16 protein-coding genes are annotated in these 19,413 nt (G+C 35.4%); 6 read left to right on the forward strand and 10 right to left on the reverse strand.

The features are described from left to right. The first annotated feature begins 38 nt into the window (after positions 1 to 38). Positions 39 to 434 (forward strand): hypothetical protein, encoded by a 396-nt coding sequence (locus NO995_RS00490; RefSeq protein WP_240571178.1) that lies wholly within the window; start codon positions 39 to 41, stop codon positions 432 to 434. 246 nt (positions 435 to 680) lie between these two features. On the opposite strand, the gene NO995_RS00495 is transcribed toward NO995_RS00490, so the two are convergent. Continuing rightward, positions 681 to 812 carry a hypothetical protein gene (locus NO995_RS00495; RefSeq protein ID WP_258225834.1) on the reverse strand — a complete coding sequence of 44 codons (132 nt, stop codon included), beginning with the start codon at positions 810 to 812 and terminating at the stop codon, positions 681 to 683. A gap of 226 nt (positions 813 to 1,038) precedes the next feature. Next, entirely contained in the window at positions 1,039 to 4,461 is a 3,423-nt protein-coding gene (locus NO995_RS00500; RefSeq protein WP_258225835.1) for a methylmalonyl-CoA mutase family protein, read from the reverse strand. A 153-nt stretch (positions 4,462 to 4,614) separates the two neighbouring features. Here NO995_RS00500 and purU point away from each other — a divergent pair, with 153 nt between their 5' ends. From purU to NO995_RS00520, 4 genes are all read left to right on the forward strand, one after another. Continuing rightward, on the forward strand, positions 4,615 to 5,469 hold the full coding sequence (purU, locus tag NO995_RS00505; RefSeq protein WP_258225836.1) for a formyltetrahydrofolate deformylase: 855 nt from the start codon (positions 4,615 to 4,617) through the stop codon (positions 5,467 to 5,469). A gap of 76 nt (positions 5,470 to 5,545) precedes the next feature. Continuing rightward, complete coding sequence (locus tag NO995_RS00510) at positions 5,546 to 6,253, forward strand: DUF4197 domain-containing protein (RefSeq protein WP_240571189.1); 708 nt, start codon at positions 5,546 to 5,548, stop codon at positions 6,251 to 6,253. A 109-nt stretch (positions 6,254 to 6,362) separates the two neighbouring features. Beyond that, a complete protein-coding gene (locus NO995_RS00515; RefSeq protein WP_240571192.1) occupies positions 6,363 to 6,560 on the forward strand; it encodes a Lacal_2735 family protein in 198 nt (65 codons plus the stop codon). Positions 6,561 to 6,641: 81 nt separating this feature from the next. Continuing rightward, positions 6,642 to 6,788 (forward strand): hypothetical protein, encoded by a 147-nt coding sequence (locus tag NO995_RS00520; RefSeq protein ID WP_240571194.1) that lies wholly within the window; start codon positions 6,642 to 6,644, stop codon positions 6,786 to 6,788. Here the strand turns inward: NO995_RS00520 and NO995_RS00525 are convergent. The 7 genes from NO995_RS00525 to NO995_RS00555 all read right to left on the reverse strand — a co-directional run bounded on the left by NO995_RS00525 (position 6,745) and on the right by NO995_RS00555 (position 16,955). Further along, positions 6,745 to 7,554, reverse strand: coding sequence for an ABC transporter substrate-binding protein (locus tag NO995_RS00525; RefSeq protein WP_258225837.1), 810 nt, complete (start codon positions 7,552 to 7,554; stop codon positions 6,745 to 6,747). The genes NO995_RS00520 and NO995_RS00525 overlap by 44 nt on opposite strands. Before the next feature lie 29 nt (positions 7,555 to 7,583). Continuing rightward, positions 7,584 to 8,399 carry an orotidine-5'-phosphate decarboxylase gene (gene pyrF, locus NO995_RS00530; RefSeq protein WP_258225838.1) on the reverse strand — a complete coding sequence of 272 codons (816 nt, stop codon included), beginning with the start codon at positions 8,397 to 8,399 and terminating at the stop codon, positions 7,584 to 7,586. 34 nt (positions 8,400 to 8,433) lie between these two features. Further along, complete coding sequence (gene prfA, locus NO995_RS00535) at positions 8,434 to 9,510, reverse strand: peptide chain release factor 1 (protein ID WP_240571199.1); 1,077 nt, start codon at positions 9,508 to 9,510, stop codon at positions 8,434 to 8,436. A gap of 155 nt (positions 9,511 to 9,665) precedes the next feature. Continuing rightward, positions 9,666 to 12,227: an adenosylcobalamin-dependent ribonucleoside-diphosphate reductase gene (locus NO995_RS00540; RefSeq protein WP_258225839.1), complete on the reverse strand. Its 2,562-nt coding sequence runs from the start codon at positions 12,225 to 12,227 to the stop codon at positions 9,666 to 9,668. Positions 12,228 to 12,408: 181 nt separating this feature from the next. Beyond that, the gene (locus tag NO995_RS00545) at positions 12,409 to 13,368 is read right to left on the reverse strand and encodes a DUF3078 domain-containing protein (RefSeq protein ID WP_258225840.1); all 960 of its coding nucleotides are present in this window, start codon (positions 13,366 to 13,368) and stop codon (positions 12,409 to 12,411) included. Positions 13,369 to 13,504: 136 nt separating this feature from the next. Beyond that, on the reverse strand, positions 13,505 to 14,683 hold the full coding sequence (locus NO995_RS00550) for an AIR synthase related protein (protein WP_240571201.1): 1,179 nt from the start codon (positions 14,681 to 14,683) through the stop codon (positions 13,505 to 13,507). A gap of 85 nt (positions 14,684 to 14,768) precedes the next feature. Then, complete coding sequence (locus tag NO995_RS00555) at positions 14,769 to 16,955, reverse strand: glutamine synthetase III (RefSeq protein WP_258225841.1); 2,187 nt, start codon at positions 16,953 to 16,955, stop codon at positions 14,769 to 14,771. 258 nt (positions 16,956 to 17,213) lie between these two features. On the opposite strand from NO995_RS00555, the gene NO995_RS00560 reads away from it, so the two are divergent. Further along, a complete protein-coding gene (locus NO995_RS00560) occupies positions 17,214 to 18,236 on the forward strand; it encodes a glutamine synthetase beta-grasp domain-containing protein (RefSeq protein ID WP_258225842.1) in 1,023 nt (340 codons plus the stop codon). Positions 18,237 to 18,340: 104 nt separating this feature from the next. Here NO995_RS00560 and NO995_RS00565 read toward each other — a convergent pair whose 3' ends face one another. After that, positions 18,341 to 19,288, reverse strand: a complete 948-nt coding sequence (locus NO995_RS00565) for a calcium/sodium antiporter (protein ID WP_240571208.1) — start codon at positions 19,286 to 19,288, stop codon at positions 18,341 to 18,343. Between the last annotated feature and the right edge of the window lie 125 nt (positions 19,289 to 19,413).

Here is a 19,413-nt window from a genome sequence, read left to right on the forward strand (position 1 = left end):
TCTGTAATTTTGATAAAAACGCTAAAGAGAAAAAGATCATGTCGTACAATACCCCACAAAACCTATCGGAATTACCGATTTATAAAAAAGCGATAGAAATTTTCGCACTATCGCAAAGCATATCATCGTACTTAAATCACGATTTATCAGAGCTTAAACCTGATGGATCTGAGGATAGTAATATCTATTTTTCGGGTGATATTGTTCAGCAATCTATATCATTAGCTCCAGAAATTGCCTGTGTAGAATTAGAGCGTTACACCGACAAAAGACATAAACACATTGCTACTTTAAAACGCTTAACAAACAAATTATATAGAAACTCTTACCGTTTAGAGAAATCTAATAGCAACGGAAAGGACTTTTTACCTATTTTACGTAGTGAGTTGAAAAAATTCAAACAACTTCAACGTACCTGGTTGTTAACTTTATAGCCTAAAACGTTTTTTCTCTTTTCTTTCATTTAATACATCCCAATTCATAAAAATAAAAAGCAGAATTAATATGAGCTCTTATAGCTCATATTAATTCTGCCTTACTAGCAGTTTCTATAAACTGCTTTAAAGTTCTTCTTTGAGGGCGTTATAGCATGTTTTATCTATTTTCATTTTAGAATGTTGCCTCCCCTTACATAATAATAAAAGTAATGTTCTCCGTATAAATCTTCTTTTTAAATAAATTTAACTTGCTTTATCTAAATTCACTATGTAACTATCAATTTCATAGTATTTCTCCGATTTAATAACGTTTAATAGCCAGTCGATGTGATTCTCAGACCTTCTGTTAAAATTGTAATTTAAAGTTGCTTCCATAATAATGTATTTTAAATTGAACATATTATTGACTTTTAGAGAACATTTAAGATACCCAAGAAAACCACTGAAACATAAATTACTAGTTAACCTGCTTATTTAATTCTTTGATTTGAAACATTTTACAAAAATCACCGATAAATTACACCCTTATTTATCAACTAATTAGCATAAAAAAATCCTGAACTCACGTTCAGGATTTTTAATTTATTAGAAAAACTATCGGTTACATGTTTCTGCGATACTGTCCGCCAACTTCAAACAACGCATCGGTAATTTGACCTAAAGAACATACTTTAGTGGCTTCCATTAATACTTCAAAAACATTACGATTTTGGATAGCCGCTTCCTGAACCTTAGCTAAAACAGTTTCAATTCTACCCTCATAGGTTTTATGAAGATTTTCTAAAGTTTTTATCTGGAACTGTTTTTCTTCCTCTGTAGCTCGAATCACCTCTTTTGGCTGAATGGTTGGCGATCCTTTACTACTTAAGAAGGTATTCACACCTATAATTGGGAATTCACCATTATGCTTCAATGTTTCGTAATACAAGCTTTCTTCTTGAATTTTACTTCTTTGATACATGGTTTCCATAGCCCCCAAAACGCCTCCACGTTCTGTTATTCTATCGAACTCAGTTAAAACAGCTTCTTCTACTAAATCGGTTAATTCTTCAATAATAAATGAACCTTGAATCGGGTTTTCATTTCTCGCCAATCCTAATTCTTTATTAATAATTAACTGAATGGCCATAGCACGACGTACAGATTCTTCGGTTGGCGTTGTAATCGCTTCATCGTACGCATTGGTATGTAACGAGTTACAGTTATCGTAGATGGCATATAACGCCTGAAGCGTGGTACGAATATCGTTAAAGTCGATTTCCTGAGCATGTAAACTTCTTCCTGAAGTTTGAATGTGGTATTTCAACATTTGTGCTCTTGAGTTGGCACCATACTTTTGTTTTAAAGCTTTAGCCCAGATTCTACGAGCCACACGACCAATAACCGCATATTCCGGATCGATACCATTCGAGAAGAAAAATGATAAGTTTGGGCCGAACTTATTAATATCCATACCTCTTGAAAGGTAATATTCTACATAGGTAAATCCGTTGGATAAGGTTAATGCCAACTGCGTAATTGGGTTTGCTCCTGCCTCTGCAATATGGTATCCGGAAATAGACACCGAATAAAAATTACGCACATTATTATCAATGAAATATTCCTGAACATCGCCCATTAATCTCAGAGCAAACTCCGTTGAAAAAATACAGGTATTCTGTGCCTGATCTTCTTTTAATATATCAGCTTGTACCGTTCCTCTAACCTGAGCAATGGTTTCTGTTTTAATTTTATCATATACGTCTTTTGGCAACACCTGATCTCCAGTAACGCCTACAAGCATTAACCCCAATCCGTCGTTTCCTTCAGGTAATTCTCCATTATATATGGGACGCTCGACACCTTTTTCTTTATAAATCGCTTCTATTTTATCTTCTACCTCTTTTTCAAGACCTTGCTCCTTAATATATAACTCACATTGCTGATCGATAGCGGCATTCATAAAAAAGCCTAACAACATAGGTGCAGGACCATTAATCGTCATACTCACCGAAGTCATGGCATCGGCTAAATTAAATCCGGAATACAGTTTTTTAGCATCGTCTAAACAACAAATACTCACACCGGCATTACCAATTTTACCATAAATATCCGGGCGATAATCAGGGTCGTTACCATACAAAGTAACACTATCGAAAGCCGTTGACAAACGTTTTGCAGGCATACCTAAACTCACGTAATGGAAACGACGATTGGTACGCTCTGGACCTCCTTCTCCGGCAAACATACGCGTAGGATCTTCTCCTGTGCGCTTAAACGGATACAATCCTGAAGTATACGGAAATTCTCCTGGCACATTTTCCTGTAAAGTCCATCGAAGAATATCTCCCCAAGCCTGATATTTTGGCAGAGCTACTTTTGGTATTTGCGTATGCGATAAAGATTCGGTGTGGGTTTCTATTTTAATTTCCTTATCACGAACTTTAAATGAATAAATCGGGTTTTTATATTTGTCAACTTTCTCGCCCCAGCCGGTAATAACTTCCCAGTTGTAAGGATCAAGATTCATTTTTACTCTATCAAATTCAGCAATTAATAGTTTTACAAAAGCTGAATTATTTTCAGTTATAGTTAAAGCTTCAAAATTAATTCCTGTTTTATCCAATTCCGGGACTGCTTCAACTACAGATTCAATGGTTTTATAAATACCGTATAACTTTTGAGCCACTTCAACCTGTTCAATAGCCGTTTTATCATAAGCCCGATTGGTTTCAGCAATCTCCGATAAATAACGCGTTCTACTTGGTGGAATGACAAAAATCTTCTCGCTCATTTCTTTCGAAATTTCAAAAGTAGACTGTAAATCGACTCCGGATTTTTCAGCAATCTTATCCATCACCGCTTTATAAAGCGAATTCATTCCCGGATCGTTAAACTGCGAAGCAATGGTTCCGAAAACCGGTAAATCGTCCTGATTCACTTCCCACAATTCGTGGTTACGCATGTATTGTTTTTTCACATCACGTAAAGCATCTAAAGCACCGCGTTTATCGAATTTATTGATGGCTACCAAATCGGCGAAATCCAACATATCTATTTTCTCCAGCTGTGTAGCGGCTCCAAATTCAGGAGTCATCACATACAAAGACACATTACTATGCTCTATAATTTCGGTATCAGATTGCCCGATTCCTGAAGTTTCTAAAATAATTAAATCGTAGTGAGCTGCCTTTAAAACTTCAATCGCTTCATTTACATGTTTCGATAATGCTAGATTCGATTGACGGGTTGCCAAACTACGCATATAAACTCTCGGATTATTAATGGCATTCATTCGAATACGATCACCCAAAAGTGCACCTCCCGTTTTACGTTTAGAAGGATCTACTGAAATGATTCCAATGGTTTTTTCCGGAAAATCGATTAAAAATCTGCGAACCAATTCATCAACCAACGACGACTTTCCTGCGCCTCCTGTTCCTGTAATTCCAAGAACTGGAATATTTAAAGTTTTATTTTTATCGTGAATTGTTTCCAAAGTTTCTTTTGCTACTTCCGGAAAGTTTTCTGCCGAAGAAATAACACGAGCAATCGATTTTGGATTCTTAGTTTCCAAATCATTAACTTCACCATTTAATGAATCGCCAACCGCAAAATCAGATTGTTCAACCAAATCATTAATCATACCCTGTAATCCTAACTCCCTACCATCGTCAGGTGAATAAATACGAGTAATACCATAATCCATCAACTCTTTAATTTCTTCCGGAAGAATAACGCCTCCACCGCCACCAAATATCTTGATATGCGATGCTCCTTTTTCCTTTAACAAATCGTACATGTATTTAAAATACTCGTTGTGTCCTCCTTGATATGAGGTCATAGCGATGGCGTTGGCATCTTCCTGAATGGCTGTATTTACTACTTCTTCAACACTTCTATCGTGTCCAAGATGAATCACTTCTACACCGGTAGATTGTATGATACGGCGCATAATATTAATAGCTGCATCATGACCATCGAATAACGAGGCAGCGGTAACAATTCTTACTTTATGTTTTGGCTTATAAGGAGCTGTATGCATCTTTTCAGTATAATTAAATAAAACTATTATATATGTGTCAAATTTACGAAATATTCAAAAAAACCAACTATTTACAGGTGATTATCTAAATTTCACAATCTCACTTTCTAGTTATCTGATTTTTAGGTTAATTTGAGATACTTATATATGATTATGAATAAAATTACCATCCTTATACATTGTAAAGACCGCCCTAACATTATTGCTTCAGTAACCAATTTTATTGCGAAAAATGAAGGAAATATTGTTTATATAGACCAATTTGTTGATCGTGAGCAAAATGAATTTTTTATGCGACTGGAAAGTGAATTCTCTGATGAATCTTTTTGTACAGAAGCCTTTAAAGAATCTTTCAAAACAACTTTGGCTGATATCTTTAAAATGAAATGGCGTATTTACTCATCGGAAAGCAAACCGAAAATGGCTTTGTTCATTTCTAAATATGACCATTGTCTTTACGATTTATTAGGTCGATATAATTCGGGAGAGCTAAATTTAGAAATTCCTTTCATTATTAGTAATCACAAGGATTTAAAACCCATTGCCGATAGTTTTAAAATTCCGTTTTATCACATTCCTGTCACCAAAGACAATAAAGAAGACGCTGCCAAAAAACAATTAGAACTTCTTGAGGAACATGGTATTAATTTTATAGTATTGGCGAGGTATATGCAAATAATACCAAAATCCATGATTGATAAATACCCTAATAAAATCATTAACATCCATCACTCGTTCTTACCAGCATTTATTGGGGCTAAACCTTACCATTCGGCCTTTAAGCGCGGCGTTAAAATTATTGGGGCTACGAGTCATTATGTTACGGAAGAATTAGATGGCGGACCAATTATAGAACAAGATGTAACGCGCGTAACTCATGCACATTCCATTCCCGATTTAATTGCTAAAGGACGTGATTTGGAGAAAATTGTTTTGGCAAATGCAGTAAAATTGCATGCCGATAGAAAAGTTATGGTTTACAATAATAAAACGGTTATATTTTCTTAATCGAATATAGCATAAGCTTAACCTTAAATTCTAAATGGTAAAGTCTATATTTGTTTAAGATTTAAAACACCCAAATATGATAAAAAAGATTTTTACAGTAGCATTGGTTTTCACTTTAAATGCCTGTGCCGACCTACAACAAGTTATTAATCAACTTCCACAAACCGGAACAACTATAGGAAACGACCAAATTGCATCTGGTTTAAGAGAAGCTTTAAATTTAGGAATAGAAAAACAAGTATCGAAACTAACCCAAACCGATGGTTTTTATAAAAATGATCTGGTTAAAATATTACTTCCTGAAGAATTACAACAAGTCGATAAAGGTCTTCGAAGTATTGGTTTAGGAAGTTTAGCTGATGAAGGCATTAAAGCTTTAAATCGAGCTGCTGAAGACGCTGTAAAAGAAGCGACACCTATTTTTGTTGACGCTGTGAAACAAATTACCTTTACAGATGCCAAGAATATTCTTTTAGGTAACGACAATGCTGCTACACAATATTTAACTGGAAAAACCCAGACTCCTCTGTACGAAAAATTTCACCCCGTAATTAACAGCTCTTTTTCAAAAGTAGGTGCTGATAAAATCTGGACTAACCTAATTAACAAATACAACAGTATACCTTTTACTAATGATGTTAATCCGGATTTAACCGATTATGTTACTAGTGAAGCCTTAGAAGGTGTTTACACCATGATAGCTGTTGAAGAAAAAGAAATTCGTACCGATATTTCATCAAGAACAACCACTTTACTGAAACAGGTTTTCGCACTTCAAGATTAAAAAACATTAGTGTTTTCTATATAAATCCGATGGTTAATAAAATAATTATCGGATTTTTTTTTTTATTAGATAAAAAATGTATATTTAACTAACTGTATTTCAGATTGCAATGGACAGATTAGACCGCATAAGAATCGATCAGGAGAAGCTTAAAAACAAATATAAGCTTCTAATGGAACAGGCGTATAATTTACGTCAGACAGATTCTGCACAAAGTGACATTTCTGAATATATGGCAATCAAACTTCTTAATAAGCTAAATCGTTTAAAATATCTTTCAAGAGAACAACAAAAAACGCTAGTTTAACGTTTTTATCATTTATTTAACGATTCCCTTACATCTAAATCACACAAAATCACGTACTTTATAAAAAAACAAGTTATGAGTATGAGTACACAATTTTGTAAAGTAGGAAGAATTAAGCCAAACTTAAATAAGTTAATCAGCTTAAAAGAGTTAGAACGTAAAATTGAAAATTTTGTAGATGATACTAGTAAGTTAGATTATTCTCAAGATTTAAACGGAGCGTTTTAAAATACTCGAATGCCTTTAGTAACCTAGAGCCATACCAGGAAAACATTTCTCCATCAGCTAAAACAATTTTGGCTTTTGGAAAATATTCTTGTACCTCTGTTTTATGGTTCTCCTTAAACGGATAGGGCTCACTGGATAACAACACAATCTGGATTGCTTCATATTCTCCCGAAGCTTCCAAAAGCACCTCAGGATAACGCTCCTGTCTGTCAAAAGCATTAGTGAATTTATTAAGTTCTAGAAGGTGATTAATAAACGTATTATTAGCCGCCACCATCCAAGGGGATTTCCAGATAAAATACGCCACTCTTAACTCCCGTCTATTTTTTAAAAACATTTTAAAATCCGTAACCTCTGCTTCTATTTTAGCAGACATAGCTTCAGATTGCTTTTGCCTGTCAAACAAAACACCATATTGCTTAATCAGTTCAATACTGTCGGAAATTGTATAAATATCGGAAACATGGACAGGACAAATGTGTTCACAGGCTTCAACAATTTCTTTAGTATTTTCCTCCTTGTTACACAGAATAATATCGGGCTGAAGAGCTTTAATCTTATCTAAATGGATTTGCTTAGTACCTCCCACTACTGCAACTTTTGTGGTTATGTAATGTGGATGCACACAAAATTTAGTAACGCCAATCAGAGAATCCTCTAAACCTAAATCACATAGTAATTCGGTTTGACTGGGTACTAAAGAAATAATTCGCTTTGGAATGCTTTTCAATTCAATTGTTCTTTGTAATTGATCTAAAGCTTCCAAAACGAATTATCGTATTATATTATTTAAATTTAAGCTGAAAGAATCTCAGCCATTTCTTCTTGCAGTTCTTTTGCTTTTTCAGCAGCTACTTCGGCATAATCTTCTCCTTTAGATGCATAAATAATACCTCTTGAAGAATTAATAAGAAGGCCAACAGTATCATTCATTCCGTATTTACAAACATCTTGTAAATTTCCACCTTGTGCACCTACTCCTGGAACTAACAAGAAACTGTTAGGGATGATTTGACGAATATCAGCTAAATACTCAGCCTTAGTTGCTCCAACAACATACATTAAATTCTGAGCATTCTCCCAAGTCTTTGAAGTTTCTAAAACCTGTTTGTAAAGCTCTTTACCGTCAACTAATTTCGTTTGAAAATCGAAAGCTCCAGCGTTAGACGTTAATCCTAACATAATGGTATGCTTATCCTGAAATGCTAAAAATGGCTCAACAGAATCTTTCCCCATATAAGGTGCTACAGTAACTGAATCGAATGCTAAATCTTCGAAAAAGGCTTTAGCATACATCGTACTTGTATTACCAATATCACCACGTTTTGCATCGGCAATCGTGAAGATTTCAGGATGATTTTCATTTAAATAGTTAATCGTTTTTTCTAAAGCTTTCCAACCTTTTAAACCATAAGCTTCATAAAACGCTGTGTTTGGTTTGTAAGCTACACATAAATGATGCGTGGCATCGATAATGGCTTTATTAAAGGCAAAAATAGGATCCTCTTCTTTTAAAAGATGTTCTGGAATTTTGTTTAAATCGACATCCAATCCAATACAAAGAAAGGATTGCTTTTTCTTAATTTGTTCTACAAGTTGTGCTGTTGTCATATATAAAAAAGCCTCTTAAAGAGGCTATTCATTTTTAAATTACGTTATCGCTAGCTTTTAACTTTTCAGTGTTTTCGGCTAATTGTAACTCATCAATTATTTTCTGGATATCACCATTTACAATATTACTCAAATCGTAAAGCGTTAAACCAATTCTGTGGTCAGTTACACGGCCTTGCGGATAGTTATAAGTTCTAATTTTAGCACTTCTATCTCCCGACGACACCATACTTCCACGTTTCGCTGCATCTTCCTCCTGCTTTTTAGCAAGCTCCATATCATATAAACGTGAACGTAATACTTTAAAAGCTTTCTCTTTATTTTTATGTTGAGACTTTTGATCCTGACACTGTGCTACTAATCCTGTTGGAATATGCGTTAAACGTACCGCTGAATACGTGGTGTTTACCGACTGACCACCAGGACCTGACGAACAGAAGAAATCAATACGTACATCTTTAGGATTAATTTCAACATCAAACTCTTCAGCTTCCGGGAACACCATTACGGTTGCCGCACTGGTATGTACACGACCCTGAGTTTCGGTTTGTGGTACACGCTGTACACGGTGTACTCCTGCTTCAAACTTTAAGGTTCCGTAAACATCTTCTCCAGACACTTCAAACTGAATTTCTTTAAATCCACCGTTTGTACCTTCACTAAAGTCAACAGTATCTACTTTCCAACCTTTGCTTTCGCAATATTTGGTATACATTCTAAATAAATCTCCGGCAAAAATACTCGCCTCATCACCTCCGGTTCCGGCACGTAATTCAACAACGGCATTCTTTGCATCTTCAGGATCTTTCGGAATTAGAAGAAACTTAATCTCATCTTCTAACTTCGGAATAGCCTCTTTAGCCTCTTCAAACTGCATTTTAGCCATTTCAACCATTTCGGCATCACTACCATCGGCTAGAATTTCTTCAGCTTCAGCTAAATTATTTGTCGCCTCAATTAATTCTTCTCGCTTTTCGATTAGAACTTTAAGGTCTTTATATTCTTTATTTAAAGCGATATAACGTTTTTGATCTGAAATCACGTCTGGCTGAATGATTAAATCACTTACCTCATCGAAACGTTGCTTTACTATTTGTAATTTGTCTAACATCTAATTAAATTGTGTGGCAAAAATACGATAATTTATGAATTGATAAATCGTGAGTTTAAAAATTGAAATAATAAATTTTAAATTCTCCAGAAATATCACACTGCATAAAAAAAGGAAGCCTTTCGACTTCCTTTAAATATTTTATAAGAAATATATTATCCACATTTTGAAGACCCACAATCTGTACAGGTTAAACAGCCTTCCTGATACACTAAATTCTTCGATTTACAATTATCGCAAACGTGTCCTTTAGCTTCTGTACCATCTTCCACATAGCGTTTTACAGCACGAACCACACCATTTTTCCAGGTATTAATTGACGCATTGTCTAACTGTAAACTGTTAACTAAATCAACCACTTTATCAATTGGCATTCCATGACGAAGTGTACTTGAAATCAGTTTTGCATAGTTCCAGAATTCCGGATTGAATTTATACGACAGTCCTTCAATAGTGGTTTTATAACCACGTTTGTTCTTATATTGAAAATCGTAACGCTTGGTTCCGTCTTCATTTTTACCTTTAATAATTAAACCTTCGTTTACCCAACGCGGAATTAAAATACCATCTTCATCATCGGCTAAACCTGTGAAGATTTCATAAGGTTTCCCATCGATAAGACCAATGAATGCAATCCACTTTTCTTTATTATTCTGGAATCGAACGACATCAGCTTCCAATACTTCCGGACGTTTTACTGGAAAAGCTGTTAACACTTCCGAAGTTTCTTCTGTATCTTTCTTTTCGTCGTTTGAAATTAAAACCCCAGAACGCGATCCGTCACGATAAACAGTTACACCTTTACAGCCAACTTCCCATGCTTTAAGATACAACTCGCCTACTAACTCTTCCGACACATCATTAGGTAAATTGATAGTCACACTAATCGAGTGGTCTACCCATTTTTGAATCGCTCCCTGCATGCTCACTTTACTTAACCAATCGACATCGTTAGACGTTGCTTTGTAGTAAGGTGATTTCTTAATTAATTCATCTAATTCTTCCTGTGTGAAGTTTTTATCAACATCAATGCCATTAACTTCCATCCATTGCTTAAAACGATGGTGGAATACCACATATTCTTCCCAAGAATCTCCTACTTCGTCAACAAAATCGACACGCACGTTTTTATCGTTTGGGTTTACTTTTCTTCTTCGTTTGTAAACCGGCATAAACACAGGTTCAATCCCTGAAGACGTTTGCGTCATTAAACTTGTTGTTCCTGTCGGAGCAATAGTTAACAAGGCAATATTTCTACGTCCGTATTCCAACATATCATAATACAACTTCTCGTCTTCATTCTTGATTCGTTGAATTAACGGATTATTTTTTTCTCTTTCTGAATCATAAATAGCGAAAGCACCACGCTCCTTAGCCGTGTAAACCGATGCGCGATATACTTCTAAACATAAGGTTTTATGCACTTCTAAAGAAAAGGCATTTCCTGCTTCGCTTCCGTATTGTATACCTAAAGCCGCTAACATATCGCCTTCGGCCGTTATTCCAATACCTGTACGTCTTCCTTCTTCAGCTTTCTTTTTAATATTTAACCATAAGTTACGCTCTACAGCTTTTACCTCATCCAATTCCGGGTCATTATCAATTTTTTGTAGAACCACATCGATTTTTTCTAATTCCAGATCGATGATATCGTCCATCATACGTTGCGCAACTGCAGCGTGCTCTTTGAATAAATCGAAATTGAATTTTGCATGCGATGTAAACGGATTTTCTACGTAAGACAATAAATTTATTGCCAATAAACGACAAGAATCGTATGGACATAACGGAATCTCACCACATGGATTTGTTGATACCGTTTTGTAACCCAAATCGGCATAACAATCTGGCACTGACTCATTAATTACCGTATCCCAGAATAAAATTCCTGGCTCTGCCGACTTCCATGCGTTGTGCACAATTTTCTTCCAAACATCGGTAGCGTGAATGGTTTTACTGTATTTTGGATTTTCACTAAAAATTGGATATTTCTGAACATATTCACCATCGGCCTTCACAGCTTTCATAAACGCATCATCAATTCTTACCGATACGTTTGCTCCCGTTACTTTTCCCTGCTCTAATTTGGCATCAATAAAATCTTCTGAATCCGGGTGATTAATAGACACCGAAAGCATTAAAGCGCCTCGACGCCCATCTTGCGCCACCTCTCTTGTAGAATTCGAATAACGCTCCATAAAAGGCACGATACCTGTAGACGTTAACGCTGAATTTTTTACTGGAGAACCTTTTGGCCTGATGTGTGACAAATCGTGACCAACACCACCACGACGCTTCATTAACTGCACCTGCTCTTGGTCTATTTTCATAATACCTCCATAAGAATCAGACTCGCCAGAATTACCAATTACAAAACAATTAGATAACGAAGCTGTTTGATACGGATTACCAATACCCGCCATAGGACTTCCCTGCGGCACGATATATTTAAAATCTTTGATTAAATCGAAAATTTGTTCCTCTGAAAGTGGATTTGCGTAGTTACTTTCGATTCTTGCAATTTCCTTAGCGATACGACGGTGCATATCGTCAGGTGTTTTCTCGTATAAATTACCTTCAGAATCTTTTAAGGCATATTTATTAATCCAAACACGGGCAGCTAAATCGTCCCCTTTAAAATAGGTTTTTGAAGCTTCAAAAGCTTCCTCTTGAGTGTAAGTTGTTGGTTTTTGGTGAGTTTGTGTTTCTACAGGCATAGGAATGGGAATTTTTACTTGTTCTACAGCACAAAGAACGTAAAAAATACCCAAACTAAAACATGATAAAAATCATAAAGTTTTCAATAAAAAAACACAAACTATTGGTTTTAAGTGTTTTATAATTTTATCAACAATAAAAAGTTAACAAATTTTTGAAACTCTACATTTCGCGTCCAGATTAAAAATCAACCGCAAAACCAATACCTAAAAACTGTTTCCATTGGATTTTCGCCCCTGCTTCGGCATACTCGCCTTCAACATCGGTTTCTTCCAAAGTTTTAATGTCGTCGTCGTAACGAATATGAGAACCTAGTGTTGCTCTGATAAAACTATTTACTTTAAAATCGAAATCTAAACTCCAGTCGACATCTACATTACCGAAGTTATTAATATAATCTGAATATAAACTTAATTGATGTTTAACATTGACATTCTGCGCCACTTTCATCTCGTGACTATTAGTTATAAGAATACCCACTTCACGACGCACACGCTCTCCTTTTACCAAAAGATTTCCTTCGGTATCGTAAACCGCTGGTGTTACCCCAAACTTACCTGCATTCGCTAAAGTTTCGTCTAAAACAAAAGTAGCCTTTAAAGTTACAGGAGAGAAATAAAACGACGTTTTATCAATGTTCTTTCCATACTCCATACCTCCCCCGAAAAACAAATAACCAGGCGCCATGAAACGTGAAATAGGATTATCTGTATCAGGATATTTATAACCGTTAAATAACTGGGTTTTAAAATTAAGTCGTGCTGAATAAAACCAGTTCGCATTATCATCCGGCTGAAAACCTATATTAGAATTAATTTCAAACAAATCGTCTGTTTTTCTTAATTCCGTAGCTTCCTGCTTATTCATCCCAACTCGAAGCACTGCATTATTCTTCCAGTTAAAAAACTTATCTGTATAATTAGCCGAAGTTTCAAACCCCAGTAAACCACTTATAGAATTTGTACCCCCGGCATTCCAGTTCACAAAAGCCACCTCATTTAAATCTACAGTTGCCTTATTTTTTCTAATCCACTGTGGACCTTCGTACTTTTCTGCTTTAACTTTTAAAAATAAAGAATCTGGTTGCGCCGAAATAATTTGAAAAAAGAAACAAAAAATTATTAATACAATGTTTTTCATGTGCGATTACATAATGCTCATAAAAAGCAACATACCTTTTATATGGATGTTTATTTTACTAGCTGTGTTAGTTTACTTTAATAAAATACACTTGTTATCAATAACCGTTCCATTTCAACAGTATTGAATAAAAAGTTTAGTAGTTAAACTCACCATACTCGCTTTTTATTGTAAGCTTTTTGGTTTCTGAAGCCTCTACTCGACCTATTATTTGTGCATTTACATTAAATGATTTCGAAATACTAATGATATCTTCAGCGATTTCGGGAGATACATATAACTCCATTCTGTGACCACAGTTAAACACCTGATACATTTCTTTCCAGTCGGTTTTACTTTGCTCTTGTATTAACTTAAATAATGGCGGAATCGGGAACATATTATCTTTTACAATATGAAATTGATTCACAAAATGAAGAATTTTAGTTTGCGCTCCACCTGAACAGTGTACCATTCCGTGAACTTTATCACTATTAAATTGTGATAATATTTTTTTGATAATAGGCGCATAAGTACGCGTAGGTGACAACACTAGCTGTCCGGCATCGATTGGAGAATCTTCAACAGCATCGGTTAATTTCACATTACCGGAATACACTAACTCTTCAGGCACCGAAGCATCGAAGCTTTCAGGGTATTTTTTAGCTAAATAGTTATTGAATACATCATGTCTTGCAGATGTTAAACCGTTACTTCCCATACCTCCATTGTATGATTTCTCGTAAGTAGCCTGACCAAAACTTTCTAAACCAACAATAACATCGCCAGCCTGAATATTTGCATTATCGATAACATCGCTACGTTTCATACGAGCTGTAACCGTAGAGTCAACAATAATGGTACGAACCAAATCACCAACATCGGCAGTTTCACCTCCAGTTGAATGGATAGTCACACCAAAAGATTTTAATTCTTCAATTAATTCTTCTGTTCCGTTAATGATTGCTGAAATCACTTCTCCTGGAATCAGGTTTTTATTTCTACCAATGGTTGATGACAACATGATATTATCGGTTGCTCCAACACATAATAAATCATCAATATTCATAATTAAGGCATCCTGAGCAATACCTTTCCAAACCGAAATGTCTCCGGTTTCTTTCCAATACATATAAGCCAAAGAAGATTTTGTTCCTGCTCCATCGGCATGCATGATTAAGCAGTAATCCTCGTCGTTTGTTAAATAGTCTGGAACGATTTTACAAAAAGCCTTAGGAAACAGCCCTTTATCAATGTTTTTAATTGCATTATGTACATCTTCTTTCGATGCCGAAACTCCGCGTTGCGCGTAGCGTTTAGAAACTTCTTGACTCATAGTATAATATTGAGCTGCAAATTTAATTCTTTGAAATAAAAAATCCCGTATTAAAACGGGATTTTTTATTTCAATTAGCTTTAACCTATCGGGTAAATAACAACTCTCTATATTTGGTTAATGGCCAGATTTCATCATCTACCAATAATTCCAGTTTATCACAGTGGTAACGAATTTCATCAAATAACGGTTTCACCTCATTACAATAAGCCATGGCCCTCTTTTCAATATCTTCAACGGTATTGGCCTTTTTACGCTCATTAATCATTTTCGTCACATTTGAGTTGATACCTTCTATATGACTTGAAATCTCTTCGATTAAATTTATTTGCTCTTTAGAAACCGTAGCAAATTTTTTATCGAAAATCTCCTTTAAACCTTTTACATTCTCTATTAAAACATTCTGATATTTAACAGCAGTTGGGACAATATGATTACGAGCAATATCCCCTAACACACGACCTTCAATTTGAATATGCATGATATACGCTTCCATTTCTATCTCATAGCGCGCCTTGGTTTCAATAGCACTCATCACATTCATCTCTTCAAAAAGCTTTATGGTCTTATCGGAAACCTTAGCCTTTAGTGCCTCCGGCGTAGTTTTATTATTGCTTAACCCACGTTTTTTTGCCTCTTCTTCCCATGCTTTCCCATAACCATTACCTTCAAACAATATAGCTTTAGTCGATTTAATATACTCGCGAAGCACATTAAAAATCGCCTCATCTTTCTTTAAGTCCTTTTTATCAATAAGCTTATCAACTTCCTCTTTGAAATCCTGTAGTTGTTTTGCTACTATGGTATTTAAAATGGTCATCGGGTTTCCACAGTTTGCTAAAGACCCAACGGCTCTAAACTCAAATTTGTTTCCTGTAAAAGCAAATGGCGATGTTCTGTTTCTATCAGTATTATCCAAAAGTACATCCGGAATTTTACCAACAACATTCAGCTTAAGTTCTGTCTTTTCCTCCGGTGACAATTTTCCTTTGGTTACACCTTCTAACTCTTCTAGAACTTTAGTTAACTGCTGACCAATAAACACTGAAATAATTGCAGGAGGCGCTTCGTTTGCACCTAATCTGTGATCATTACTAGCCGAGGCTATTGATGCTCTTAACAATTCTTCATGCTCATGTACCGCTTTAATTGTATTAATGAAGAAGGTTAAAAACTGAAGATTGCTCATTGGTGTTTTCCCCGGCGCTAATAAATTCACACCTGTATCCGTCGACAACGACCAGTTGTTGTGTTTCCCCGAACCATTAATACCTGCAAATGGTTTTTCGTGAAACAACACTTTTAAATTATGCTTTGAAGCAATACGCCCCATAACATCCATTAATAAAGAGTTGTGATCTACCGCTAGGTTGGCTTCTTCAAAAATTGGAGCCACCTCAAACTGATTTGGCGCTACTTCATTATGTCTTGTTTTTACCGGAATTCCTAACAACATACACTCGGTTTCCAACTCACGCATAAAATTAAACGCTCTGGTTGGAATCGATCCGAAATAGTGATCATCTAACTGCTGCCCCTTAGCCGAAGAATGCCCTAATAATGTTCTCCCTGTTAAGGTAATATCTGGTCGGCTAGTTGCAAGAGCTTTGTCAATTAAAAAATACTCCTGCTCCCATCCTAAAGACGAGGTCACCTTTTTAACGTTTTTATCGAAATATTTACAAACCTCGGTTGCTGCGGCATCAACAGCCTGTAACGCTCTTAACAGAGGTGTTTTATAATCTAAAGCTTCACCAGTATACGCCACAAATATAGTTGGAATACACAAAGTTGAACCATAAATAAAAGCTGGTGATGTAGGATCCCAGGCTGTATATCCTCTGGCCTCAAAGGTATTTCTAATGCCTCCATGAGGAAAACTTGAAGCATCTGGCTCTTGTTGAACCAATTGATCACCTCCGAATTTCTCGATTGCAATACCATCTCCTATAGTTTCAAAAAAGGCATCGTGTTTTTCAGCTGTTGTTCCTGTTAATGGCTGAAACCAGTGCGTATAATGTGTAACGCCTTTTGACAATGCCCAGTCTTTCATTGATGACGATACCTGATCTGCGATACTCCTGTCAATCTTCTTTCCGTATTTAACAGCATTCATCACCCCTTTAAATGCATCTTTTGTAAGGTATTGACGCATGGTGTTTTCATTAAAAACATTCTGACCAAATAATACGGAACGACGTTCCTTTTCTTCGACCACAATCGGTTTATTAGACAGCGATTCTTTTATTGCATGAAATCGTAATGTTGGCATTATCTGTATCTTATTAAGTTTAAAACTATTTTTCGCAAAAATAAGAATCTCATCAATATTTACCGTTATTTCCCATTTAAGAATTTTTCAGTTTTGATATAAAATAATATAGTTTTTTTAATGGATACCTTAAAAAAATGGGGTCTAAATAAAAATAAGTTTAAGTTTTCGGAAAACACCCCCACAAAATACAAAGTCTAAAATAAAAATATATATTTGCGTTAAATATCAATATTATCATTTTATAAAATATTTATTATGGCAAAAATTAAGCTAGAATACATTTGGTTAGATGGATATTTCCCTACCCAAAACATGAGAAGTAAAACTAAAGTAGAAGAGCATGAAGACTTTAAAGGAACTCTTGAAGAACTTGGAAACTGGTCTTTTGACGGGTCTTCAACGAAACAAGCTGAAGGAGGTTCTTCTGACTGTATTTTAAAGCCTGTTGCTATTTATCCAGATCCTGATCGTATTAACGGATACTTAGTAATGACTGAAGTTTTAAATCCTGATGGAACTCCTCACGTATCTAACGGTAGAGCGACAATTGATGATGAAGATGATGATTTCTGGTTTGGTTTTGAGCAAGAGTATTTCATTATGGATACTAAAACTCAATTGCCTTTAGGATTCCCTGTAGGTGGTTATCCAAAACCTCAAGGTATGTACTACTGTTCTGTTGGTGGTTTAAACACTCACGGTAGAGATTTAGTAGAAGAGCATGCTGATTTATGTATTGAAGCAGGTTTAAACTTCGAAGGTATTAACCAAGAGGTTGCTTGTGGACAATGGGAATTCCAATTATTTGCTAAAGGAGCAAAACAAGCTGGTGACGAAATTTGGGTTGCTAGATACTTATTAGACCGTTTAACTGAAAAATACGGATACTATATTGAGTACCACCCAAAACCACTAGGTAAAGATATGGACTGGAATGGTTCAGGTATGCACGCAAACTTCTCTAACACGACTTTAAGAACTTGTGGAGATAAAGCGACTTACGATAAAATTTGTGAAGCTTTCCGTCCGGTAGTTAAAGAACACATTGAAGTTTACGGAGAGTTTAACGATCAACGTTTAACTGGTAAACACGAAACAGCTTCTATCAACGATTTCTCTTTTGGAGTTTCTGATCGTGGCGCTTCAATCCGTATTCCAATCGCAACTGTAGAAAGAGGATACAAAGGATGGTTAGAAGACAGACGTCCAGCTTCAAATGGTGATCCATACAAAATTGCAGCTAGAATTATCAAGACTGTTAAGTCTGCAAAACTTTAATTATAAAGTTTATACTTTGTTCATAATAAAAAAGGGTTTACAAAATGTAAACCCTTTTTTATTTCTTCTATTTTCAACTAGTATTGGTAATAATTATTAAACACTTATTTTCCGTGAGTAAATAACAAATACATAAATACGCCGTACCCTAAAACCAAAAGCATGCCTTTTGCTTTGTTTATTTCGAAACGTTTTGGAAGAAACACCAATGGTAACAATATAAATGCAAAACCAAGCATCCAAAATATATCTCGAGACAATATTAAAGGTTCGGTTACTTCAATAGGTTTTATTATTGCTGTTAAACCAAGAACCGATGCAATATTAAAAATATTAGATCCTATTAAATTCCCTAACGAAATGGCTTTTTCCTGTTTCGCAGCTGCAATTATCGATGCCGCAAGTTCCGGAACACTGGTTCCAATTGCAATTAAAGAAACTCCAATAACGGCTTCACTCACACCAATAGATGTTGCAATGTCTTTAGCACCTTCTACCAACCATTCACTACCATAATATAAAGCCACTGCTCCTATAAGTAACCATATACCTATTTTAAAATTAGACACCATAGCAAGGGCGTCATCAACTTCTTCCGCTTCGGTATCTTTTCCTGCATATTTAATTAACACAATAAGAAACAACCATAATCCGGCAAAAAGAATCCCGCCTTCAATAGCCGATAATAATCCGTCCTGACTTAAAAAATAATATAACACAACACTGAAAAGCATCATCACAGGCCAGTTTAGTTTATAAAACGATTTATCGACCGCAATAGAACCGACTAAGGCAGTACATCCTAAAACCAAACCTATATTAGCAATATTAGACCCCACCACATTGTTAATAGCAATAGCTGAAGACCCTGATAAAGCTGCCTGCAAACTCACCAGTAATTCAGGAGCCGACGTCGCAAACGATACTACCGTCATCCCTATTACCATTTTAGAAATATTAAACTTAAACGATAAGGCAACTGATGATCGTACCAAAAACTCACCTCCTACAACCAAAAGCGCAAATCCTAACAGGACTAATAGTATACTCATAAAATAATTTTTATGCGAAGATAATATTTCGGAAATTTCTATCGCCTGTTATATTTACATTTATTAACACTTCAATATAAAGTTTGGTTAAACTTTTAAAACCTAAATCATTAAGTTATACCTTT

The organism is Aestuariibaculum sp. M13 (assembly GCF_024723255.1).
GTDB classification, from domain to species: domain Bacteria; phylum Bacteroidota; class Bacteroidia; order Flavobacteriales; family Flavobacteriaceae; genus Aestuariibaculum; species Aestuariibaculum lutulentum.